This is a genomic window from Bradyrhizobium sp. RD5-C2 (assembly GCF_019972155.1).
In the GTDB taxonomy this organism is placed as follows: Bacteria; Pseudomonadota; Alphaproteobacteria; order Rhizobiales; family Xanthobacteraceae; genus Bradyrhizobium.
Genome location: NZ_BOVL01000026.1, coordinates 136634 through 158910 on the forward strand (window position 1 = coordinate 136634; position 22277 = coordinate 158910).

Here is a 22277-nt window from a genome sequence, read left to right on the forward strand (position 1 = left end):
CCGCAATCTGCTTGCGGCGGGTGGGTGATCGGGACATTCGAAATGACGTGGCGTTTGCCGATATTTGCCATCTCCGCAATCACCCTTGGTGTGATCGACATGACCGCGACGACGCAGATGAACGCGACAAGTGCACTTGCCGCTTCGCCGATCTCGGGCGCCGCGCCGCTTGAGGTGACCTTCACCGGCATGGGGCCGGGGATGCTGGAGGGGGTGGTCGTGCTCGATTTCGGCGACGGCCGGACCGATGACACGATCTCACCGATCCGCGGCTTTCGGCGGACGCACGTCTATCGCGCGGCTGGATCGTATACGGCCGTGCTCAAGAGCGGCGCGTACGGCGGTCAACGCCCGGCCGTGCTGGGCGAAATCGGGCGGGTAACCATCATTGTGGATTGAGTCGAATCTCTCTCTCCCGTGACGCTACGGCGCGCGCAGCGCGTCTCGAAGGGTAAGCGCCGCGCCGGTGCGGCGCCATGCTCAGGCAATCCGAAGCACGAGGCTGACCAGTTCGGGCTGGCGGTGCGTGCCGGTTTTGGCGAAGGCCGACTTCAACTGGTTGCGTGCCGTGTCCCGAACGATCCCGAGCCGTTCGGCAGCGTCGTCGATCGAGAGGCCGCCCGCGAGCAGCGCCACCAGCCGCGCTTCTGCCGGCGTGAGGCCGAATGCCTGCGCGATCATGCCGGGCTCGGGCATCGCGCGTGGCGTCAAATTGACGAAGATCAGCATCGCCCGCGCGCCGAGGAAGACGTTGCGTGCCGCACCGTCGATCGGCAACACGCGCAACACCACGGGCCCCTTGTGCATGCGGTGGATCACGATCGGTTCGATCGGCAGCGCCGCGCGCTCGGGGGCAGCCCGGATCAGATCGACGACTTGATCAAGCCGCGCCTGTGCCGCTTTGTCGCGCACGATCAGCCGGCGATCCCTGATCCTGATATCAGCGTCGAAGCCGGCATCGGCCGCTTCGTTGCGATCGATCACGAGGCCCGCGCGGTCGAGTACGACGGCCGGCTGCCGCACCCGGTCGAGAATGCCGGTGATGGAGGCGAGCGCGATGCGGCCGACCGCAGTCGACAGTGTCGCTGTCTCCGTCAGGCGCGGCCCCAGCTGCGCCAGCAGCCGCGTCTCGCGTGTATCGAAATGTCCTTCCTCTCCGGTGCGCTGCAACGTCAGCACCCACGGTGCGCTGTCGGCCCAGAAGCCGATGCCGGCGAACCATTTGAAGCCGAACGGATACAGCACCTCGTTGTACATCGGATCGGACCGGATCTGCTCGGGCGTCAGCAAGTCCTGATCGGTGATCACTTCGCCGGCCATTGCTCGCGGAACGCCTGGAGCGCGCGAATCCTGCTCATGCCAGTTGTGTGCGAAGTAGTGCTGCACCATCTCTTCGGTCGACGCCGTGCGCGGCACGTCCGGGGTCCGCACGTCGCTTTGCAGTAGCACGGCGCCGGTTGCGCCTACCGCTTCGCAGATCGACGTCATGATGCCGGTCCACGCCGCCGGGTCGACCACGGCGTCCCCCAGCCGCGCCATCACGCTGGACATTCGATCTGGGTCGATATCCCCGTTCATGCAGGGAAGTGTTGCGCGAGGTGGCGTCGCGCGACAAGCGCTAAGTTGCAGTCCTGCCAAAGGAAATAGTCGTATTGGATCGTCACTCGCCCGTCTTGCGACGGCGAGGGTTCAATCCGCCTGCTTTGGCCGGTATGCGGCGAAGAACACCCGTGTCGCGCTGTCGACGACATCAGCGATCCGCTCAGGCGAGGGCGACGGATTGGCCTGGAAGATGAACGCCTGGAACAGCGTTGCCTGGCACATCTGCATGAACTGCCAGGCCGCGAGCTGATAGTCGTCGATCACCAGCTCGCCGAGCGCGGCGCGTGCCTCGAGATAGGCGGCGAAGCGGTCGACGGTGTGGGCGATCACATGGGTGTAGAACCGGCTGCCGAGCTCGGGCATCCGCTCGGCGATCGCCATCACGGTGCGGATCGCCGAGCCGCCGCCGGGGCGACACAGCACCGCGACATAGGCGCGGCCGAATTCGGGGAGGGTGGTGTCGACGTCGCGCGCCGGATCGAAGTTGAACGCGACCTTGCCCTGTTCGCGCTTTTCCTCCTCGACGATCGCCGCGAACAGCCCAGCCTTGTCGGGGAAATACACGTACAGGGTGCCCTTGGAGACGGCGGCGGCGCGGGCGATCTCGCCCATGCTGGCGCCGTCGAAGCCGAGCTCCAGGAATACCTTGCGGGCGCCGTCCAGGATCTGGCGGCGCTTCGAGGATTCCTCGTCGCCGGCGACGAGGTGGAGGGGGTTTGGGGGCGCTGCAACCATTGATTTAGCTTCTCACGAAAGAACCCAACCCAGAATCAGTCCGGGAAGAATCGAAGCCTTATAATCCGCTGGACGGGAATATAGATTGACCGAACCGTTCGGTCAATGGTATTGGTGCGAGTGGCGATGCGCCGTACGGCCTTTCTTCCGCCATTGCGGGCGTCGAGATTTTTTCTGGGGAGCCTTGGTTATGGCCGCAGCACGAGATCAGGCTGCACGCATTGTTCGTTCCGAGCCTGACATGGCCGAGGACGCGATGGCGCGCGACGCGTCCGTCGATCTCGGTGAGCAGGCCAGAACTGACGAGGCCAAGAGTCCCGGCGACAAAGGTCCTGGTGACAAGCGTCCCGCCGAGGCGCCGCCCGCTTCCGCACCCGAGCAGCCGGCGGCGTCGCCTGTCGCCGCAGCACCGAAGTCCGGCAAGCGCAGATTCGTGATGATGGGTGTGCTCGGGCTGCTCGCGCTCGCCGCCGCGAGCTATGCCGCCTATTACCTGATGGTCGGGCGCTTCTACATCTCGACCGACGACGCCTATGTCCGGGCGAACAACACCATGCTCGGCGCGCGCGTCGCGGGCCATATCGCGGCGATCCTGCCTGGCGACAACGCGCTGGTGCGCGCTGGCGATGTGATCTTCCGGATCGATGACGGTGACTATCGCATCGCGGTCGATGCCGCGCGCACGCGGATCGCGACCCAGCAGGCGACGATCGAGCGCATCGGTCGCCAGGTCGCGGCGGCCGAAAGCTCGGTGGAGCAGGCGCAGGCGCAACTCGTCTCCGCCGAAGCCGGTCTGAAGCGCGCCGATCTCGATTTCGATCGCCAGCAAGCCCTGAGTACCAAGGGCTTTGCCTCGCGCGCCACTTTCGAAGTCTCCGAAGCCGGCCGTGATCAGGGCGCGGCCGCGGTGCGGTCGGCGCAGGCTGCCTACGATGCCGCAAAGAGCAACGTCGATGTCACCAAGGCGCAGCAGGCCGAGGCCCGCGCCCAGCTTGCCGAGTTGCAGACCCAGCTCGCCAAGGCCGAGCGCGATCTCGATTTCACCCAGGTGCGCGCGCCGGTCGACGGCACCTTCTCCAACCGCCTGGTCAACACCGGCGACTACATCAATGTCGGCCAGCGGCTCGGCAATGTGGTGCCGCTCGACGGCGTCTTCATCGACGCCAACTACAAAGAGACCCAGCTCAAGCGCATCCGTACCGGACAGCGGGTGACGATCAAGGTCGACGCCTACGGCTTCCGCAAGTTCACCGGCATCGTCGACAGCATTTCGCCGGCGGCAGGCTCGGTGTTCACGCTGCTGCCGCCCGACAACGCCACCGGCAACTTCACCAAGATCGTGCAGCGCCTGCCGGTCCGCATCCGGGTGCCGAACAGCGTCGCGAAGCAGGGCATGCTGCGCGCCGGGATGTCGGTCTACACCACCGTCGACACGCGAGAGGGCGCGGCCGACGCCGACGCCGATACCGACCTCGACGCGTCGATGATGATCCATCCGCAGTGATGCCTTGAAGCTTCGAACCGCAGGTTCGAAGCGCGGAGCCTGATGAGCCCATGGCCGACGCGACCACTGCTTCGCCCTCGATGATGACCGGCGCCTCGGAGACCGAGCGGCTCCAGCCCAAGCGGGTGGTCGCCTTCATCATCATGGTGTTCGGCATGTTCATGTCGATCCTGGACATCCAGATCGTCTCGGCCTCGCTCACCGAGATCCAGGCCGGCCTGTCGGCGTCGTCGACCGAAGTGTCGTGGGTGCAGACCGCCTATCTGATCGCCGAGGTGATCGCGATCCCCTTGTCGGGATTCCTGTCGCGCGCGCTTGGCACCCGGCTGCTGTTTGCGATCTCGGCGTTCGGCTTCACGGTGTCCAGCCTGCTGTGCGGCTTCGCCTCCTCGATCGAGCAGATGATCCTGTGGCGCGCGCTGCAGGGCTTCCTCGGCGCCGGCATGATCCCGACGGTGTTCGCCTCGGCCTACACCATCTTCCCGCGCTCCAAGTTCTACATCGTGGCGCCGATCATCGGCCTGGTCGCGACGCTGGCGCCGACCGTTGGGCCGACCGTCGGCGGCTACATCACCGATCTGATGTCGTGGCACTGGCTGTTCTTCATCAACATCGTGCCCGGAATCATCATCACCGTCGGCGTGCTGGCGCTGGTCGATTTCGATCAGCCGAACTTCGCGCTGCTCGAGCGCTTCGACTGGTGGGGCCTGATCTTCATGGGCGGCTTCCTCGGCTCGCTCGAATATGTGCTCGAGGAAGGCCCGCAATATGAATGGCTGCAGGACACCTCGGTGGCGATCTGCGCCGCGATCGGTTTCGTCTCGGCGGTCGCCTTCTTCTGGCGGGTGCTGACCGCGGAGGAGCCGATCGTCGATCTCTATGCCTTCTCCAACCGCAACTTCGCGGTCGGTTGCGTGCTGCAGTTCTGCATCGGCATCGGGCTCTACGGCCTGACCTACGTCTATCCGCGCTATCTTGCCGAGATCCGCGGCTACAGCGCGCTGATGATCGGCGAGACCATGTTCATCTCCGGCATGACGATGTTCTTCATGGCGCCGGTGGTCGGCCGTCTCATGCAGAAGGTCGATCTGCGCTACATCATCGCCTTCGGCCTCGTCACCTTCGCGCTCGGTTCCTGGCAGATGACCTGGATCACGCGCGAGTACGATTTCTACGAGCTCCTGGTGCCGCAGATCCTGCGCGGCATCGGCATGATGTGCGCGATGGTGCCGACCAACAACATCGCGCTCGCCACGCTGCCGCAGGACCGCGTCAAGAACGCCTCCGGCCTGTTCAACCTGATGCGCAATCTCGGCGGCGCGGTCGGGCTTGCCGTGATCAACGAGGCGCTCAACGACCGCACCGATCTGCACATCTCGCGGCTGCAGGACCGTGTGACCTGGGGCAATGCGACCGCGGTCGAGACCCTCAACAATTTCGCCCAGCGCCTGCAGGGCATGGGCGATGCCACGACCATGGCGATGAAGCAGCTCTCGCAGCTCGTGCATCGCCAGGCTCAGGTGATGAGCTATGGCGACGCATTCTTCATGCTGTCGCTGTTCTATGTCGGCCTCAGCCTCCTGGTGCTGTTCGTCAACAAGCCGCCGTCGATGACCGCGGGCGGCGGCGACGCGCATTGAGCGCATCGGCTTTTGCGTGGTGTGCGCCCGGTCGCGTGCAGAGCGTTGCATCGCCGACACATTGACGCACTCTCGTTCTTGTCATCTTGCCAATTGCGCGTGATGCATTTATAAGCAGCGCATTCCTTACTCGAACCCGGGAGATGCGCATGAAGTCGTTTATTCCGCAGATCGCGCGCCCGCGTTCGATGGTGCTTGACGTCGTAGCGCGTTAGCTCCCGGCGCTGATCGGGCCTGATCCCCGATCACCCAAACTTCCCAACACGTTATCTACAATTTCCAGCGACATTAGCGGCCGGATTCCGTCCGCCTGTCGCCTCAGATGGAGCCGGCTTGCGCTGCAGAAGCGTGGCCGGAATGTGCCATGACCTCTCTGACGACCAAGCGACCGGCCGCGATCCGGATCGTCCTGCCATTCGTGTTCCGCCACTGGCTGGAGCAGCCGCTGCGCGCCTTCGCCGTCACGGCGGGCTTCCTCGGTGCGACCGCGGCCGACCTGTTCATGCCGGTGTTTTCCGGCCATTTGGTTGATGCGCTGACCGCGGGTGCCACCGATGCCGCCGCGCGCCATGCGGCGATGCTGGCATTCGGCGCCATCGTCGGCCTCGGCGCGCTGTCGCTGATGCTGCGGCTGGTCGGTATCCAGACCATCGTGCCGTTCACGCTGAAGACGATGTCCGATGTCGGGCAGCAGGCCTTCATGCGCGTGCAGCGCTTCTCGACCGACTGGCACGCCAATTCGTTCGCGGGCTCCACCGTGCGCAAGATCACGCGCGGCATGTGGGCGCTCGACCTGCTGAACGACACCATCCTGATGGCGCTGTTGCCGTCGCTCGTGGTGCTGCTCGGCTCGATGATCCTGCTCGGGCTGCACTGGCCATCGCTCGGCGCGGTGATCGCTGTCGGCTCGGTGATCTATGTCGCGATGACCATGGTGTTCCAGGTGCGCTACGTCGCGCCGGCCGCGCGCGTCTCCAATGCGTGGGACACCAAGGTCGGCGGCACACTGGCCGACGCCTTGACCTGCAACGCGGTGGTGAAGTCGTTCGGCGCCGAGACGCGCGAGGACATGCGGCTCGACGGCGTCATCAGTCGCTGGCGTCGGCGGGTGCGGCGGACCTGGTTGCGCTACAACCACACCTCGACGGCGCAGCTCCTGGTGCTGTTGTGCTTCCGCGCTTCGGTGATCGGCGGCGCGATCCTGCTGTGGGCGGCCGGCCACGCCACGCCGGGCGACGTCACCTATGTGCTGACCAGCTACTACATCATCCACGCGTATCTGCGGGATGTCGGGATGCACATCAACAACCTGCAGCGTTCGGTCAACGACATGGAGGAGCTGGTGCAGATCCATGGCGAGCCGCTCGGCATTGTCGATGCAGATGACGCGAGGACGATCGACATCCAGGGCGGCCGCATCGTGTTCGACGACGTCACGTTCCACTATGGCGGCCATCGCTTGCCGCTCTATGACGGGCTGTCTGTCGACATCGATGCCGGCGAACGCGTCGGCCTCGTCGGGCGCTCCGGCTCCGGCAAGACGACCTTCGTCAAGCTGGTGCAGCGGCTCTACGACGTCACCAGTGGCAAGATCCTGATCGACGGTCAGGACATCGCCAGGGCGACGCAGCAATCGCTGCGCAGCCAGATCGCGATCGTGCAGCAGGAGCCGATCCTGTTTCACCGCACGCTGGCGGAGAATATCGCCTATGGCCGGCCGGGCGCCAGCATGGAGGCGATCGAGCAGGCGGCGCGGCTTGCCAATGCGCACGACTTCATCATGCGGCTGCCGAAGGATTACGGCACGCTGGTGGGCGAGCGCGGCGTCAAGCTGTCGGGCGGCGAACGGCAGCGCGTGGCGCTGGCGCGCGCCTTCCTGGCGGATGCGCCGGTCCTGATCCTGGACGAGGCGACCTCGAGCCTCGATTCGGAATCCGAGGCGCTGATCCAGCAGGCTATGGAGCGGCTGATGAAGGGCCGCACCTCGATCGTGATCGCGCACCGGCTGTCGACCGTGCGCAGCATGGATCGCATCCTGGTGTTCGATCGTGGCGAGATCGTCGAGCAGGGCACGCATGAGGTGCTTGCCGCGCGGCAGGGCGGTATCTACCGCGGCCTGTTCGAGCGGCAGGCGACCGAGTTTGGCCAGGCGGCGGCGGAATAAGGCGGCGGCGCGCGGCTGACGGATCGATCTCCGGCAGCCGCGCGCCCGAATTGACACGAGACGATTTGAGACTGGAATTGAAATGAAAGACCTTACGCGCGGCTCCATTGTGAGCCACATATTGGTCATGGCTCCCCCGATCGTGGTCGGCATGATCACGATCATGATCTGCCAGCTGGTCGACCTGTATTTTGTCGCGGGTCTCGGCGACGCGGCCGTCGCCGGGGTGGCCGCAGCCGGCAATGCCGGCTTCCTCGTCAACGCGCTGATGCAGGTGCTGGGCGTCGGCAGCGTCGCGCTGATCGCGCATGCGGTGGGACGCAAGGACCGCGGCGACGCCAACCTCGTGTTCAATCAGTCGGTCGTGCTGTCGGTGCTCTGCGGGCTGTTGACGCTGGCCGTGGGGGCATTGCTGTCGCGCCCTTATATGCGCTCGGTCGCGACCGACCCGGCCACCATCGAGGCGGGCACCACCTATCTCCTGTGGTTCATGCCGGCGCTGGCGCTGCAATTCATCATCCAGGTGATGGGGTCCGCGCTGCGGGCAACCGGTATCGTGCGGCCCAGCATGCTGGTGCAGGCGGTGGCGGTCATCATCAACATCGCGCTGGCGCCGGTCCTGATCGCGGGCTGGGGCACCGGTCACGCGCTCGGCGTTGGCGGCGCGGGTCTGGCAAGTTCGATCGCCGTTCTCATCGGCGTGCTGATGCTGTTCGCGTATTTCCGCAAGCTGGAACGCTATGTCGGATTCGATCCCGCGCAATGGCGTCCACGGTTGCGGCAATGGGCGCGCATCCTCAATGTCGGCCTGCCTGCCGGCGGCGAGTTCGCGCTGATCTTCGCCTGGATGGGCGTGATCTATTATGTGCTGCGCGATTTCGGCCCGGCGGCCCAGGCCGGGTTCGGCATCGGGACGCGCGTGCTCGGCCTGATCCAGATGCCGGCATTGGCGGTGGCGCTCGCCGCCGGCCCGATCGCCGGACAGAATTATGGCGCGGGCAATGGCAGGCGCGTGCAGGAGACCTTCGCCAAGGCGGTGTCGATCGGCACCGTCGTCATGATCGTCTTCACGATTCTCGCGCAGTGGAAGCCGGGACTGTTGCTCGACGGCTTCTCGAACGATCGCGAGACCATGGCGGTCGCAGGAGGGTTCCTGCACTTCGTCTCCATCAATCTCGTCGCGCAGGGCGTGATCTTTACCTGCAACAGCATGTTCCAGGGCCTCGGCAACACCAGGCCGGTGTTGCTGAGTTCGGCCGTGCGCCTCTTCACCTATGCGGTGCCGGTGATCTGGCTCTCGAGACAGCCCGGCTTCCGGATCGAGCATGTGTGGTATTTGTCGATCGCGACGACGACGCTGCAGGCCGGTTTGAGCTTGTGGTTGCTGCGTCGCGAATTCAGCAAGCGTCTCGTGCCGCCGGCGCGCGACGTCGCGCCGGAACGCGTTGGTCTCGAGCCGGTGGGATGACCGGCTCAGCCGATGTTGCGGTGGCGGTCGGTCATCTCGGCGCCAGCCCGTTCCATACCAGCGCCACGCCGGACAGGAACAACAGCACCAGCACGATGTCGGAAAAATTGCGGTCGCTGAGTGCGTGGTAGAGGCGGGCGCCGAGCCAGGCGCCGAGCAGCGTTCCCGGAAACGCGCAGGCCACGAGCCAGATCAATTCGGGCTTCACCAGGCCGCTTGCGATCTGGACCAGAAGCGCGGCCGCCAGGATCGTGAAGTTGAAGATCTGAAACACGCCGCGGCGCTGCTGCTTGCCCCAGCCGCGCAGGCTTGCCCACAGGATCGGGAGCGGGCCTGACAGTCCGGCGAGGCCGCCGAGGATGCCGCCGGCAAATCCGATCGCGCCGTCGGCCCATTTGCCGCCGAAGGCGATCGACATCGGCTTGCGTTGCAGGAACAGCAGGGTCGGGAACACCAGCAGGAAAACGCCGATCGTCAGCTTGAAGACCTCGGGGTCGGCGCGGGCGATCAGCAGGATGCCGATCGGCACGCCGGCCAGGCCCGCGATGACGAACGGCCAGACCAGACGGAAATCGATGGTCTTCCAGATCGACGGCAGCGTCGACACCTGCGCGATCACCGAGCAGACCAGCACCAGCGGCACCGCAAGCGTCGGCGGCAGCACATAGAGCCAGATGCCGAGCGCCATCAGTGCGGTGCCGAAGCCGGCCAGCCCGGAGACGAAACCGCCGGCAAGCGCGCCGAAGAACAGGACCGCGTAGCTTGCCGGGTTCATCGTGGCCTTTCGATCGTCATTCCGGGGCGATGCGAAGCATCGAACTATGGCGCGCAATTGCGCGCCTGAGAATCTCGAGATTCCGGGTCTGGTCCTTCGGACCATCCCGGAATGACGATCATGTTTTGCCGCGACGTTTACACGACGCGCGCGGCGGGTACACTTCAAAATCGCGGCTCATCAACGACAATCGGAATGGAAGCGTGCCCATGACTGCGAATTCGTCGAAAACCGTTCTGGTCTGTCACGGCGCCTGGTCGGCCGGATGGGCGTGGAAGAAGATGCATCCTTTGATGCAGGCCGCCGGGCACCGGCTGGTCACGCCGAGCTACACCGGGCTCGGCGAGCGCGCGCACCTTGCCCATCAAGGGCTCGACCTGGAGGCGCATATCCAGGACGTGCTCAGCGTCATTTCATACGAAGATCTGCGCGACATCGTGCTGATCGGCCACTCCTATGGCGGCATGGTCGCGACGGGCGTCGCAGACCGGGTGCGCGGGCGGATCGCGCAGATGATCTATATCGACGCCTTCGTGCCGCGCGACGGCCAGTCGCTGTTCGACCTCAACGAGCCGGCCATCGAGACCATGCGCGAGCTCGCTAGCGACGGCGACGGCTGGCGCATCCCGCCGATGCCGCCGCCGCCGGATACGTCTCCAGCAGATGTCGAATGGCTCACAGCGCGCCGCGTCGACATGCCGATCAAATGCTTCGAGCAGAAGCTGAAGCTGCAACACGGCGAGACGAATTTGCCGCGCAGCTACGTCTACGCGACCCGCACCACCCAAGCCGATACGTTCGGCCAGTTCGCCAGGCGCATCAAGAATGAACCCGGCTGGCGCTATTTCGAGATCGACGCCAGCCACTCACCGAACGTCACCGCCCCGGAGGCGCTTATGGCGCTGCTGCAGGAGATCGTGGCGTAGCGATTCGTCATTGGGTTCGATGCGGAGCATCGCACCCGGCATCTCGAATTCTGTCGCCGATTGTGCGCGACGCTACCGCGAGACAGCCTTCGCAGCCGACCCGAGCGAGGCAGCCGCATCTCTCTTGCAAACCAGCTTTAGCCTATATAACAACTCGATCGGCTTGTTTCAGCTGGAGGTTGTCGGTGCAAACACTAGGCTTGACTCTGAAAGCGGCGATCGTCGCACTGCTGCTGCTGTCGAGTGTCGACGCCAATGCGGCGCGGGTCGATGTGGGCCCCCGTACTTGCAGCAATCAGCGCGATCGGTGCGTTGCCTACCGGTTTCGCATTGGTCCGATCGGGTCCGAAGAGGTCTGCATGAGCGTGTTTCGTGGCTGCATGCGGTCTGGTGTTTGGGACGGCGCTACTGCGTTTCCCTATGGGGGAGCACGTATCACCGGAATGATCCGTCGCTAGTGCAGCCTTGCTGCGGTGGCCGTTGTCCAATTAGGCCCACGGCCCGCAGCAGGAGATCGGTTCCTGACGAGCCGTCATTCCGGGGCGACGCGAAGCATCGTCCCGGAATCGATCGGGTGCGTGTGTTCACCCGGCGTCATGCGCCACGCGCGTCGCGCGCGGCCTGAGCGACTTTCGTCGCCTGCGACACGCGTCCGATTTTCGCGCCTGCAATGATCTTTCTTCGACGTTCGCTTGGCTTCGGCGCCATGCCTTCGCTCGGGGTTGCTCCGGCCGAGGGACGGGTTGTGAAGTTCGCAGCTCGGTGCAGCGCGAGGGCTTTTCGAGCCGCTTCGACATGCGCAGTCCGGGTCGCCAGATTGTGCTGACGCTTGAGCTCCGTGTTCACCCGCTTCAACGCCGCTGCGAACACTTGCTTCCGTTCTGATGCATGCGTGGCGGTTCCCGGAAAGCTTGTCCCGCGAGCCTCGGCTTTTCCGCGGCTCTCTCGCTGCTTTTGCCGGCCGACCGTTCGTTCCTTGTCGCGCATCTTGCGCAAGCGGGGGCGCATGGCCTCGAGCTCGGCTACCTCGACGCCATAGATTGCGGGATGATGCGTCAGGCGGATTGCTTCATATTCTTCGTGGCTGAGAATGCTGCGCTCGAACTTGCAGGCAACCGACATTATCATTCCTCCTCTTGATCTTCTTGAATTTGGGGGCAGAAGGACACGCCCAACTCGAGCGGATCATAGCTGCAATGCCGCCGGATGGCCAATCTGCCACCATCCAAACTGGGACAGTTTCGATCGCAGCGATCGATCGCCTTGCGATAGCGTCAAAGTACGGTGGCTCCTACTTTTCTGCTTCGTCGTCCTTGAGACGAATCCCTTCAGTTCGCAGAGCCGCAAAGAGAGCCGCGATGTCTCCGGGCTCCATGTTGTTGGGACACATTCCGTTGAGTTGTTCGGTCGTGATCGTGCCAGTGCTCTTGGCGATATCCCGCGCCTTCGCCATGATTTTCTGAAGGTCCATCTGCGATCCTCCGCGAGGCACACATCTTACGCCCGCCAACCCATTATGTCGCCTTTTAAGAAACGTGCGCCTACGCCGCGAAGCGAACCAATCGCGTTGGTGCCGCCAACGATGAGGCAACATCCTTCGAGAAGTTCGCCATCGGAACCGGACGGTGACCGCAACTTTGTCTCGCATGTTCCGCCAAACCGCGACATAATCAGCGTCTCGCGTGCTGGTGAACATGGCCTCATGAACCGCAGCCCCGTGCTCGTAGATCTGGCGCTCCAGGGTGGAGGATCGCATGGTGCGTTCACATGGGGCGTCCTGGATCGACTTCTCGAAGAATCATGGTTTCAGATCGCGGGCATATCCGGGACATCGGCCGGAGCGATGAATGCCGCCGTGCTGGCGGATGGCTGGACCGCGGGCGGCGCTGCGGGCGCACGCGAAGCGCTTGAAAAATACTGGCGAAGCGTCTCACGCGCCGCCGCATTCAGTCCGTTGCAACGCTCGCCGCTCGACCGTCTGATGGGACGCTGGTCGCTCGACAGCTCTCCGGCCTATCTCTTCACGGATTTGATGTCGCGGATGCTTTCACCCTACGACCTCAATCCCCTCGGCTTCAATCCGCTGCGCGACATATTGAACAACAGCATCGATTTCGAGCGCCTTGCGCGCGCGCCGATCAAGCTCTTCATAACCGCCACACGGGTCCGTACGGGGCGGGGGCGGATTTTTCGCAACGCGGAGATTACCGCGGATGTCCTGCTCGCGTCGGCCTGCCTGCCAACGATGTTTCGTGCGATCGAGATCGATGGCGAGCCCTATTGGGACGGCGGCTATGTGGGCAATCCCACGATCACGCCGCTGGTCCGCGAGACCGACGCACACGATACGGTCGTGGTCCAGATCAACCCGACCGAGCGGCCGGAGCAGCCGCGCACGGCCGCTGACATTCTCGACCGGCTCAACGAGATCTCATTCAATTCGCCGCTGGCAAAGGAGCTGCGGATGATCGCGTTGCTTCGTCAGGTTGCCGACCCCGGCACCGGAGAGGGCGCCCGCTGGGCCCAGATGAAAACGCATCGGATCAAGAGCGACATGCTTGCGACGTTCGGTTCATCATCCAAGCTCAATGCCGAATGGGCGTTCGTGACCAAGCTGCACGAGGAAGGGCGGCGTGCCGCCGGCGAATTCCTCGACGCGCATGGCGCCGATATCGGTGAGCGCTCGACCGCCGATCTGGATATTCTGCTGGCGGAGTGCTGAGCCGATGGGTCTACTCGGCATTCTCGTCGGGCTTGGACTGCTGGTCGGTCTTGCGTTCCGCGGCTGGAGCGTCCTGCTGCTCGCGCCGCTCTGTGCGTTGGTGGCCGCAGCCTTCGGTGGCGAGCCGTTGCTTGCCAACTGGACGCAGACCTTCATGGGCAGCGCGTCGGACTTTCTCGCGCAGTTCTTTCCGATTTTCCTGCTTGGCGCCGTGTTCGGGAAACTCATGGATGACAGCGGCGCGGTCGGTGCGGTCGCGGGCTTCATCTCCCGATGTCTGGGCGAACGCCGTGTCATCCTCGCGGTCGTGCTCGCGGGTGCACTGGTCACCTACGGCGGCGTCAGCCTCTTCGTCGCGTTCTTCGTCATCGTTCCGATGGCGCAGTCGCTGTTTCGCACGGCAGGGATTCCGCGTCGTTTGGTGCCGGCGGCGGTTATTCTCGGGACTTCGACCTTTACCATGTCGGCGCTGCCGGGCACGCCGTCGATACAGAATGCGATACCGATGCCTTTCTTCGGCACGACTCCGTTTGCCGCGCCGGGCCTTGGCATTGTCGCATCGATGATCATGCTTGGTGTCGGGCTTTGGTGGCTTCTTCGCGCGGAGAAAGCGGCGCGTCGCACAAATGAGGGTTATGGCGACGAGCCGCCGGTTTCGGCGGATGTAGCCGACGATGAGTTGTTGCGCGAGCGGGCGACGACGGCGCGAGAATTCGACCCGGCGGAGATCCGCCACGGACATCACAGCGACGCCGCCGTCCCGGTCTTCAACGCCATCCTTCCCCTGATCGTCGTTGTCGCAGTCAATCTGCTGATGTCGCTCGTTGTCCTGCCCCGGCTTGATTTCTCATTCCTGGCCGAACAGCGATGGGGAAATACATCACTGGCTGCCGTGGCCGGTGTCTGGTCGGTTGTCGTGGCGCTGGCGGGAGCGATCGTAACGGTCATACTCTGCAACTGGACGCGACTGCCCGCATTGCGACGAACCATGGATGCCGGCGCCAATGCGTCGGTGCTGCCGGCGCTCAGCGTCGCAAGCCTTGTCGGATTCGGCGCCGTAGTCGCCTCGCTTCCCGCTTTCGGCGTGGTGCAGGAATGGGTATTGCGAATTGAGGGCGGCCCATTGGTGTCGCTCGCAGTCGCGACGAACATCCTTGCCGCGCTGACGGGGTCGGCTTCCGGCGGCTTGACGATTGCGCTCGATGCGCTGGGCAAGACCTATATGGGTCTTGCTGCGGAGGCGGGTATTGATCCCGGCCTTCTGCATCGCGTCGCGGTGATCGGCTCGGGAACACTGGACATTCTGCCTCACAACGGCGCGGTCGTTAGCCTGCTCGCGATCTGCGGGCTCAAGCATCGCGACAGCTATCTCGACATCGTCATGGTCGGCATTGTGAGTTCCGTCATTGCTCTCGCCGCGGTGATTGCAATCGGCACCGCGTTCGGGTCGTTCTGACGCAAGACGATGGGTCGGCTCGACCGGCCGAGGGCGCGCGTAGCTGGAACGAAGTTTACCGAAAATGGCGAGGGGCCCGGCGTGTTGCGCCGAGCCCCTCATACTCCAAAATATCAGCCGGCCTGTAAGCCGGGTTCTGTAGGGCACCATTCTTGCGAATGGTACGCGACGGCCATTCCTCTGGGACAAGGTTTGCACCTTGCCTCGAGCAACCTACCCGGACAGCGGGCCTGACATCGCCCTGCGGTGTTATCGCGCGAGCGCGAACTAACCGCGTTGCCGTCCCTATTCGGTTTTGCTCCCGGTGTGGTTTGCCATGCCGTCTCCGTTGCCGGAAACGCGGTGCGCTCTTACCGCACCTTTTCACCCTTGCTTCCTCCGAGGAGGGAGCGGTTCGTTCTCTGTGGCACTTTCCCTGGGGTCGCCCCCGCCGGACGTTATCCGGCACCGCATGTCGATGGAGCCCGGACTTTCCTCCCCCGCGGCCTTTCGGCACCAGCGGGAGCGGCCGTCCGGCCGACTGACGGCCTGTGCATGCGGGCTTTGGCCGCCCGCGTCAAGCGATTGCGATGGTTAACCGGTCGCCGGCGTTCGATTTTGACATCCGCGAAGGAGGAGCTTTTGATATCGATTTGATCGAACCAAAGGGGTGAGGCGCCATGGACACCGAACTGGCCCGGACGTTCCTGACGGTGGTGAGCGCCGGCAATTTCATCACCGCGGCGGAACGGCTTCACGTCAGCCAGTCGACGGTCAGCACCCGCATTCACACCCTCGAGCAGCAGCTCGGCTGCGTGCTGTTCGTGCGCAACAAGGCCGGCACCACGCTGACGCCGGCCGGCCGGCAGTTTCAGCGTCACGCCTCGGTGCTGGTCCGCACCGTCGAGCAGGCCCGCCACGATGTCGGAATCCCCAAGGGGTTTTCCGCGACGCTGGTGGTCGGCGGCCGCATCGGACTTTGGGAAGAGTATCTGCTGCGCTGGCTGCCGCTGATGACGCGGGCGCATCCCGACATCTCGATCCGCGCCGAGAGCGCACTCGAGCCCGAGCTGATGCAGGGCCTGGTCGAGGGACGCATCGATATCGGCGTGATGTACACGCCGCAGAGCCGCCCGGGCCTCAAGGTCGAGCAGCTGTTCGAGGAACAGCTCATCCTGGTGTCGACCGATCCCAAGAGCGCACCGGAGCCGGGGCAGGGCTATGTCTATGTCGATTGGGGACCGGAATTCTATGCGCGTCACGCGACGCTGTTTCCGAACTTCACCGGCCCTGCGCTGACGGTGAATATCGGCTGGCTCGGATTGCAGCATCTGCTGGTGAATGGCGGCTCCGGCTTCTTCGCGCGCCGCATCGTGGAGCCGCTCCTGAAGGCACGGCGGCTGCACGCCGTCGCCGGCGCACCCAGCTTTGCGATGCCGGCCTATGTCGCCTATCCGGCTGATCGCCAGGACGACCATCTGGCGCGTGCGGTCGCGATCATGCATCGCCTCGCCGCATCTCAGGTCCAGGTCGCCACGGAGGTCCCGCGGGCCAAGACCGGCACGCGGCGGCGGCGTTGATCGCAATTGCTATCGGCATCGCCGATCGGTTGCATCGGCATTCTTCGCTTGTCAGCGCCTTCGCCAGAGTCCAGAGCAGGATCGGGATCAGCAGGAGGTCAGGCGATGGACATTGCGGCAGCGGTGGGAGATGCGTTGCTCAACAGCGCGTCCGACGCGATCGTTGCGACCGATGCGAGAGGCCGCATCACCCTGTGGAATCCCGGCGCGGCCAGGGTATTCGGCTTCACGCCTGAGGAGGCCGTCGGACAATCGCTCGACCTGATCATTCCGGAAGCCTTGCGCGCGCGTCACTGGGCCGGCTTCCGCCACACGATGGCGACCGGGACGAGTCGTTACGGTCAGGGCGATCTGTTGTCGGTGCCTGCGCTGACCAAGGATGGCGCGCGGATCTCCGTCGAATTCACCATCGTGATGCTGCATGATGCGGAGCACAAGGTCGCCGGCACCGTCGCCGTGATGCGCGACGTGACCAAGCGCTTCGTGGAGCTCAAGGAGCTGCGGCGCCGCGCCGCGCAAGGCGGGCCATCCTGACAAGGCCGCTGGTGGCAACGCCAGCTATTTTCCCGATCGCAGACGGGATTCAGCCAGCGCGGTCACGAGGCCGACGATCAGCATCGAGGCGACAATGTCGGCTTCTGCACCGAAGCCAAACACGATTGCCGTCGCCGAGGCGACTGCCGCAAGGATTGCGATGGTCAGCCCTTCGTCGGCGACTAGCTGACGCAGCGCCTTCAGGCGCGTGATGCCCCCTTGCATCGCCTGTTCACACGCCGAGCGGATGGCCGGCCGCGGCGATCGCAGAGGCGACCTGGCTGGCACGGTGGCCCGGTTGCGCGACCATCCGGCCGCGCAGCATCCGATACAGCGTCCACAGCAGGAGCCGCCAAAGGCGTGTTGCTGACTGCGGCAGTAATGTCATGGCCAGTCCTCCTGATATCCCACCCAAGGCTACGCGCGGCCATGAATTTAACAAACGAATAATATTGGCGGTTGGTATCGGATTGTCAGATATAAGCTTCGGCCGGGTCCGCCCGCCGCGCGCCGGAGATGCGCTCACGCGGGCCGGCCAAAATAATTTATCCTGACCCTGTCGTCCTGCATGCCGCCCGTTCGACTGGGTGTCGGCGATCCAGCCGATCAAGAGGAGAGACGAGATGCAATATTTGCTGCTGATCTACCGGAGCGACGCGGAATACACCCACATGACCGCTGACGACCGCAAGGCCGTGACGGCGGAGTACGGCGCTTACACGCAGTCGATCATCCAGAGCGGGCACTTCAAGGCGGGCGACGGGCTGCAGCCGGTGTCGACGGCCACCACCGTGCGGGTTCGTGACGGCAAGACGCTGACGACCGATGGGCCGTTCGCGGAAACCCGCGAACAACTCGGCGGCTACTATCTGGTCGAAGCGAAGGATCTCGACACCGCGCTCGGCCTCGCGGCGCGGATTCCCGGCGCCAAGACCGGCTCGATCGAAGTCAGGCCGGTGATGATCTACGACAACCCGCGATGACGCCATTATCGCATCATGAATGCAGCGGCCGCGTCGCCTGGCGCGGCCGCTGAGCAACGATTGATGGCCATGACCCCCCGCCAGATCGAGAAAATCTTCCGCGACGAGGCGGGCCGGGCGCTCGCAACGCTGATCCGTCTCGTCGGCGATTTTGACCTGGCCGAGGATTCCCTGCAGGAGGCCTTCGCGGTCGCGCTCGAGCGCTGGCCGATCGGTGAATTCCCCGCCAATCCGCGCGCCTGGCTGGTCAATGTCGGCCGCAACAAGGCGATCGACCGCGTCCGCCGCGCGGTTTCGTTTCGCGGCAAGCAGCAGGAATTGACGCATCAATTGCTGCTGGATGCGGAGGCGTCGCCCGAGCCGGCCGATGCGACGCTCGATGACGACATGCTGAGGCTGATCTTCACATGCTGCCATCCGTCCTTTGCCGCCGAGGTCCAGGTTGCGCTGACCTTGCGCACGGTGTGCGGCCTGACCACGGCGCAGGTCGCGCGCGCGTTCCTGGTGAGCGAGGACGCGATGGCGCAGCGGCTGTTGCGTGCCAAGCAGAAGATAAAACTCGCCGGCATTCCCTATGAGGTGCCGGAGCGCGAGGCACTGGAGCCGCGGCTCACCGTCGTGCTTGCCGTGATCTACCTCGTCTTCACCGAAGGCTATGCCGCGACCGCCGGCGAGGATCTGATGCGGCCCGATCTGGCGCGCGAGGCGATCCGGCTGGCGCGGCTGCTCGACGGATTGATTCCGGCGCGCGGCGAGATCAAGGGCCTGCTGGCGCTGATGCTGCTGCACGATGCGCGCCGCGCCGGTCGCCAGACCGCAGGCGGCGACATCGTGCTGCTCGAGGAGCAGGACCGCTCGCTGTGGGATTTCCGACAGATTGCCGAAGGTGTGAGGCTGGTCGAGGAGGCGCTGCAGATGCCAGGCCGGCCGCAATCCTACGCGGTGCAGGCCGCGATCGCCGCACTGCACGCGCGCGCGCCGAGCTATAAGGATACCGACTGGCCGCAGATCGCCGGTCTCTATGAGGTGCTGCTCCGCATCAGCCCGTCGCCGGTGATCGAGCTCAATCATGCCGCCGCGGTGTCGATGGTCGATGGCCCGGCGCGTGCGCTCGATCTGATCGATGCGCTGGACGCGCGTGGCAGCTTGAAGGGATACGACCAGCTGCCCGCGGTGCGCGCCGATCTGCTGCGCCGCCTCGGCCGCAAGGACGAGGCGCGGCAGGCCTATGTTGCGGCCACCGCCGCGACGCAGCTTGAGCCGCTGCGACGGCTCTACGCGCGCCGGATCGCCGAGATGGGGTGACGCACTAACGTCTCCGCGTCATTGCGAGGAGCGAAGCGACGAAGCAATCCATCTATCCATGGGCGGAGGAATGGATTGCTTCGCTTCGCTCGCAATGACGATGGAGAGACCGAGCTTACTTCGTCGCATCCGGCGGCAGGCTCTCGAGCAGCGCGTGCAGCGTCGCCATGGTGGAGCGGTCGGCGATCCCGTCGACGCGCTCGGGGCGGAAGTGACGCTGGAAGGCGGTGACGACCTCCATGGTCGGGCCGTCGAACTTGCCGTTGGTCGGGATGTTGTAGCCATAGCGCCGGAACGCGGCCTGCATGTTGGAGACGCTGTCGCTGATCGCGCCGAGCTGCAACGCGTCGCCGCGCACGATCGGCACCGGCTGCACCCAGTGCCCGACGCCGGAATTGGCCAGCGAGTGCCAGGGGAATTTCTCGCCGGGATCCTTCTTGCGCCCCGGCGCCACGTCGGAATGGCCGAGCACGCGATGCGAGACCACGTTGCGGCGAAGCATGATGCCGCGGCACAGCGCGATGATGGCCGCGATCTGCCGCAGCGGGAAGTCGGGATAGCCCCAATCGTGGCCGCGGTTGACGATCTCGACGCCGATCGAACAGGAATTGATGTCGTCCTCGCCGGCCCAGGCGGCGACGCCGGCGTGCCAGGCGCGCTTGCTCTCCGGCACGCATTGCACGATGCGGCCGTCCTCGAGCACGATGTAGTGCGCCGAGACCTCGGTGCCGGCCGTACAGAGCTGGGCGATCGCGCCCTCGACGTCGGGCATGCCGGTGTAGTGCAGCACGATCATGTCGGGCTGCCGATTGTTGGCGCGGTCGCCGAAATTCACCGACGGGATCACGTCGGAGGCGATCGAGGAATCCGGCGTGAACGTCTCCACGTCGGCCACGCCCTTCGGAACAGGAAGGACGCGCTGACGCTTCGAATCAGCGTTGCCGGACGAGGACGAACCAGAAGCCATACGAATCACTCAAAACCCGAACCAGGAGAAAGCATTTTGACATATGGATAAACAAATAGGCGTTTACTATTCCTTTACCGTGAGGGCCGCCGCAATCGGCCTGCCGGTTCCAGGGTCTGCTCCATGAGCCGCGCAATGATGCCGGAGCGAGGGCCGAGAATATCACTCGAATGCGGATCAAAGTCGTGCGATTCCGCTAACCGATCATCAACGTTTTCTTAACGTTAAGTGCCGTTACTGAGAGGTGAAGTGCCGAACCGGTTTCGGGGACGGCCAAGGTCCGCTGTTGCGCGAAATCCCATGGAAACCCTCCCAATTCCGGTCGGATATCAGGATTTGCGGCCGAGGACGGGAGTTGGCGCTGGGATCACGCAGCGGCCTTTTTGCCGGAACAGCCAGCGCGAGGATTCGAGACGCAATGAGTCGGCGCGCAGCCAGCTTGCATGCCTGTTATGCGGCCCTGTCCGGGGGCGGCGCATGAGCGAACGTGCTCCCCGTCACATTTCCGTGCTGGGCCGCGAGGCGGTCGCCTATCTCGAGCCGCGCGCCGGCGGCATCTATGTCGACGCGACCTTCGGCGCCGGCGGCTACAGCCGCATGATTCTCGATGTCGCCGATACGCGCGTCATAGGCATCGACCGCGACCGCACCGCGATAACCGGCGGCTTCGATCTGGTCGACGGCGCGGGCGGCCGGCTGACGCTGGTCGAGGATCGCTTCTCCAATCTTGCCGACGTCTGCGCATCGCAGGGGGTGGATCAGGTCGACGGCGTCGTGATGGATGTCGGCGTCTCCTCGATGCAGCTCGACCAGGCCGAGCGCGGCTTCTCGTTCCGCCTCGGTGGTCCGCTCGACATGCGAATGGCGCAGAGCGGCCCGACCGCGGCCGATGTGGTCGCCACCGCGTCCGAGAAGCAGCTCGCCGACATCATCTATATCTTCGGCGAGGAGCGACACTCGCGCGGCGTCGCGCGCGCCATCGTCGCCGCGCGCAAGGACGCGCCGATCACGACGACCGAGGCGCTCGCCGACATCGTCGGGAAAGTCGTGCGCGCCAAGCCGAACGAAATTCATCCGGCGACGCGGACCTTCCAGGCGCTGCGCATCTTCGTCAATGAAGAGCTCGATGAGCTGCATCGCGCGCTGGCTGCGGCCGAGCGCGTGCTGAAGCCGGGCGGGCGACTTGCCGTGGTCTCGTTCCATTCGCTGGAAGACCGCATCGTCAAGAATTTCCTGAGCGAGCGCGGCAAGGTTTCCGGCGGCTCGCGGCATCTGCCGGAAGTGGCGCAATCCGCGCCGAGCTTTCAGATCCTGACCAAGCGCCCGGTGACGCCCGGAGACGCCGAGGTCTCAGCCAATCCGCGCGCCCGGTCGGCCAAGCTGCGCGCAGCCGAGCGCACTGCGGCGCCGGCGCATGCGGACGACGAGCTGCCATCATGGCCGCGTCTATCAGACCTGAAGCGAGGAGGCTGACGATGCGTCTCCTCCATCTCCTCGTCATCGGCATGCTGATCTTCGCGGCATCCTATGTCTACCGCATCAAGATGGAATCGACCGCGCGCGTCGAACGCGTGTTGCAGCTCAATGCCGAGATCCGCGAGCAGCGCAACGCGATCGCGACCTTGCGCGCCGAATGGGCCAAGCTCGACGCGCCGCTGCGGCTGCAAGGGCTTGCCGAGCGCCATCTGCCGCTGAAGCCGGTCAACGCCAACCAGTATGATTCCCTGAAGAACCTGCCGGAGCGGCCGCCGAGCTTCACGCGGCCCGGTTCGCGCGATCCGATCGGCGCGATGATCGACACCATCGAGGCCGCCGCCGCGCCCGACAGCACGACCGGCTCGATCGGCAAGCCGGCGACCGACCAGCCGGCCGCCGACCAGCCCGCGTCCGCAGAAGATTCCGAGCAGGGCGGGGGAGACCAGCAATGACGGGACCTG

The 22277-nt window shown here is 64.8% G+C and carries 22 protein-coding genes and 1 other RNA gene; 14 read left to right on the plus strand and 9 right to left on the minus strand.

Going from position 1 to position 22277, the window contains the following annotated elements; genetic code table 11:
• A partial coding sequence (locus BraRD5C2_RS32390; RefSeq protein WP_223975405.1) for a hypothetical protein occupies positions 1 to 399 on the plus strand: 399 nt, incomplete at its 5' end.
• Positions 400 to 480: 81 nt separating this feature from the next.
• Here the strand turns inward: BraRD5C2_RS32390 and BraRD5C2_RS32395 are convergent.
• Complete coding sequence (locus BraRD5C2_RS32395; RefSeq protein WP_223975406.1) at positions 481 to 1551, minus strand: helix-turn-helix transcriptional regulator; 1071 nt, start codon at positions 1549 to 1551, stop codon at positions 481 to 483.
• A 138-nt stretch (positions 1552 to 1689) separates the two neighbouring features.
• Positions 1690 to 2337 carry a TetR/AcrR family transcriptional regulator gene (locus BraRD5C2_RS32400; protein ID WP_223975407.1) on the minus strand — a complete coding sequence of 216 codons (648 nt, stop codon included), beginning with the start codon at positions 2335 to 2337 and terminating at the stop codon, positions 1690 to 1692.
• A 190-nt stretch (positions 2338 to 2527) separates the two neighbouring features.
• Here BraRD5C2_RS32400 and BraRD5C2_RS32405 point away from each other — a divergent pair, with 190 nt between their 5' ends.
• The 4 genes from BraRD5C2_RS32405 to BraRD5C2_RS32420 all read left to right on the plus strand — a co-directional run bounded on the left by BraRD5C2_RS32405 (position 2528) and on the right by BraRD5C2_RS32420 (position 9113).
• Complete coding sequence (locus tag BraRD5C2_RS32405) at positions 2528 to 3841, plus strand: HlyD family secretion protein (RefSeq protein WP_223975408.1); 1314 nt, start codon at positions 2528 to 2530, stop codon at positions 3839 to 3841.
• A gap of 50 nt (positions 3842 to 3891) precedes the next feature.
• On the plus strand, positions 3892 to 5481 hold the full coding sequence (locus BraRD5C2_RS32410; RefSeq protein ID WP_223975409.1) for a DHA2 family efflux MFS transporter permease subunit: 1590 nt from the start codon (positions 3892 to 3894) through the stop codon (positions 5479 to 5481).
• A 364-nt stretch (positions 5482 to 5845) separates the two neighbouring features.
• The gene (locus tag BraRD5C2_RS32415) at positions 5846 to 7645 is read left to right on the plus strand and encodes an ABC transporter ATP-binding protein (RefSeq protein WP_223975411.1); all 1800 of its coding nucleotides are present in this window, start codon (positions 5846 to 5848) and stop codon (positions 7643 to 7645) included.
• Between the two features lie 82 nt (positions 7646 to 7727).
• On the plus strand, positions 7728 to 9113 hold the full coding sequence (locus tag BraRD5C2_RS32420; RefSeq protein WP_223975412.1) for an MATE family efflux transporter: 1386 nt from the start codon (positions 7728 to 7730) through the stop codon (positions 9111 to 9113).
• Between the two features lie 31 nt (positions 9114 to 9144).
• On the opposite strand, the gene BraRD5C2_RS32425 is transcribed toward BraRD5C2_RS32420, so the two are convergent.
• Positions 9145 to 9888, minus strand: coding sequence for a sulfite exporter TauE/SafE family protein (locus BraRD5C2_RS32425; protein ID WP_223975413.1), 744 nt, complete (start codon positions 9886 to 9888; stop codon positions 9145 to 9147).
• 209 nt (positions 9889 to 10097) lie between these two features.
• On the opposite strand from BraRD5C2_RS32425, the gene BraRD5C2_RS32430 reads away from it, so the two are divergent.
• Positions 10098 to 10814, plus strand: a complete 717-nt coding sequence (locus tag BraRD5C2_RS32430) for an alpha/beta fold hydrolase (RefSeq protein ID WP_223975414.1) — start codon at positions 10098 to 10100, stop codon at positions 10812 to 10814.
• A gap of 594 nt (positions 10815 to 11408) precedes the next feature.
• On the opposite strand, the gene BraRD5C2_RS32435 is transcribed toward BraRD5C2_RS32430, so the two are convergent.
• Entirely contained in the window at positions 11409 to 11936 is a 528-nt protein-coding gene (locus tag BraRD5C2_RS32435) for a hypothetical protein (RefSeq protein WP_223975415.1), read from the minus strand.
• A 169-nt stretch (positions 11937 to 12105) separates the two neighbouring features.
• On the minus strand, positions 12106 to 12285 hold the full coding sequence (locus tag BraRD5C2_RS32440; protein ID WP_223975416.1) for a hypothetical protein: 180 nt from the start codon (positions 12283 to 12285) through the stop codon (positions 12106 to 12108).
• Between the two features lie 231 nt (positions 12286 to 12516).
• Between BraRD5C2_RS32440 and BraRD5C2_RS32445 the strand changes: the two genes are divergently transcribed.
• Both BraRD5C2_RS32445 and BraRD5C2_RS32450 read left to right on the plus strand, forming a co-directional pair.
• Positions 12517 to 13536 carry a patatin-like phospholipase family protein gene (locus BraRD5C2_RS32445; protein WP_223975692.1) on the plus strand — a complete coding sequence of 340 codons (1020 nt, stop codon included), beginning with the start codon at positions 12517 to 12519 and terminating at the stop codon, positions 13534 to 13536.
• 4 nt (positions 13537 to 13540) lie between these two features.
• Positions 13541 to 14992 carry a GntP family permease gene (locus BraRD5C2_RS32450; protein WP_223975417.1) on the plus strand — a complete coding sequence of 484 codons (1452 nt, stop codon included), beginning with the start codon at positions 13541 to 13543 and terminating at the stop codon, positions 14990 to 14992.
• A 109-nt stretch (positions 14993 to 15101) separates the two neighbouring features.
• Here BraRD5C2_RS32450 and rnpB read toward each other — a convergent pair.
• Positions 15102 to 15516, minus strand: an RNA gene (rnpB, locus tag BraRD5C2_RS32455) — RNase P RNA component class A.
• Between the two features lie 135 nt (positions 15517 to 15651).
• On the opposite strand from rnpB, the gene BraRD5C2_RS32460 reads away from it, so the two are divergent.
• Positions 15652 to 16551 carry a LysR family transcriptional regulator gene (locus BraRD5C2_RS32460; RefSeq protein WP_223975418.1) on the plus strand — a complete coding sequence of 300 codons (900 nt, stop codon included), beginning with the start codon at positions 15652 to 15654 and terminating at the stop codon, positions 16549 to 16551.
• A gap of 105 nt (positions 16552 to 16656) precedes the next feature.
• On the plus strand, positions 16657 to 17085 hold the full coding sequence (locus BraRD5C2_RS32465; RefSeq protein ID WP_223975419.1) for a PAS domain-containing protein: 429 nt from the start codon (positions 16657 to 16659) through the stop codon (positions 17083 to 17085).
• A 24-nt stretch (positions 17086 to 17109) separates the two neighbouring features.
• Here the strand turns inward: BraRD5C2_RS32465 and BraRD5C2_RS32470 are convergent, their stop codons facing one another.
• Positions 17110 to 17310, minus strand: a complete 201-nt coding sequence (locus BraRD5C2_RS32470) for a hypothetical protein (RefSeq protein WP_223975421.1) — start codon at positions 17308 to 17310, stop codon at positions 17110 to 17112.
• Between the two features lie 7 nt (positions 17311 to 17317).
• A complete protein-coding gene (locus BraRD5C2_RS32475; RefSeq protein ID WP_223975423.1) occupies positions 17318 to 17473 on the minus strand; it encodes a hypothetical protein in 156 nt (51 codons plus the stop codon).
• Positions 17474 to 17708: 235 nt separating this feature from the next.
• Here BraRD5C2_RS32475 and BraRD5C2_RS32480 point away from each other — a divergent pair, with 235 nt between their 5' ends.
• Both BraRD5C2_RS32480 and BraRD5C2_RS32485 read left to right on the plus strand, forming a co-directional pair.
• The gene (locus tag BraRD5C2_RS32480) at positions 17709 to 18068 is read left to right on the plus strand and encodes a YciI family protein (RefSeq protein ID WP_223975424.1); all 360 of its coding nucleotides are present in this window, start codon (positions 17709 to 17711) and stop codon (positions 18066 to 18068) included.
• A 69-nt stretch (positions 18069 to 18137) separates the two neighbouring features.
• Positions 18138 to 19373 (plus strand): RNA polymerase sigma factor, encoded by a 1236-nt coding sequence (locus BraRD5C2_RS32485; protein WP_223975693.1) that lies wholly within the window; start codon positions 18138 to 18140, stop codon positions 19371 to 19373.
• 115 nt (positions 19374 to 19488) lie between these two features.
• On the opposite strand, the gene BraRD5C2_RS32490 is transcribed toward BraRD5C2_RS32485, so the two are convergent.
• Positions 19489 to 20340, minus strand: coding sequence for an N-acetylmuramoyl-L-alanine amidase (locus BraRD5C2_RS32490; RefSeq protein ID WP_223975425.1), 852 nt, complete (start codon positions 20338 to 20340; stop codon positions 19489 to 19491).
• Between the two features lie 477 nt (positions 20341 to 20817).
• On the opposite strand from BraRD5C2_RS32490, the gene rsmH reads away from it, so the two are divergent.
• Both rsmH and ftsL read left to right on the plus strand, forming a co-directional pair.
• Positions 20818 to 21813 (plus strand): 16S rRNA (cytosine(1402)-N(4))-methyltransferase RsmH, encoded by a 996-nt coding sequence (gene rsmH, locus BraRD5C2_RS32495; RefSeq protein WP_223975426.1) that lies wholly within the window; start codon positions 20818 to 20820, stop codon positions 21811 to 21813.
• A 2-nt stretch (positions 21814 to 21815) separates the two neighbouring features.
• Complete coding sequence (gene ftsL / locus BraRD5C2_RS32500; RefSeq protein ID WP_223975427.1) at positions 21816 to 22268, plus strand: cell division protein FtsL; 453 nt, start codon at positions 21816 to 21818, stop codon at positions 22266 to 22268.
• Positions 22269 to 22277 lie beyond the last annotated feature (9 nt).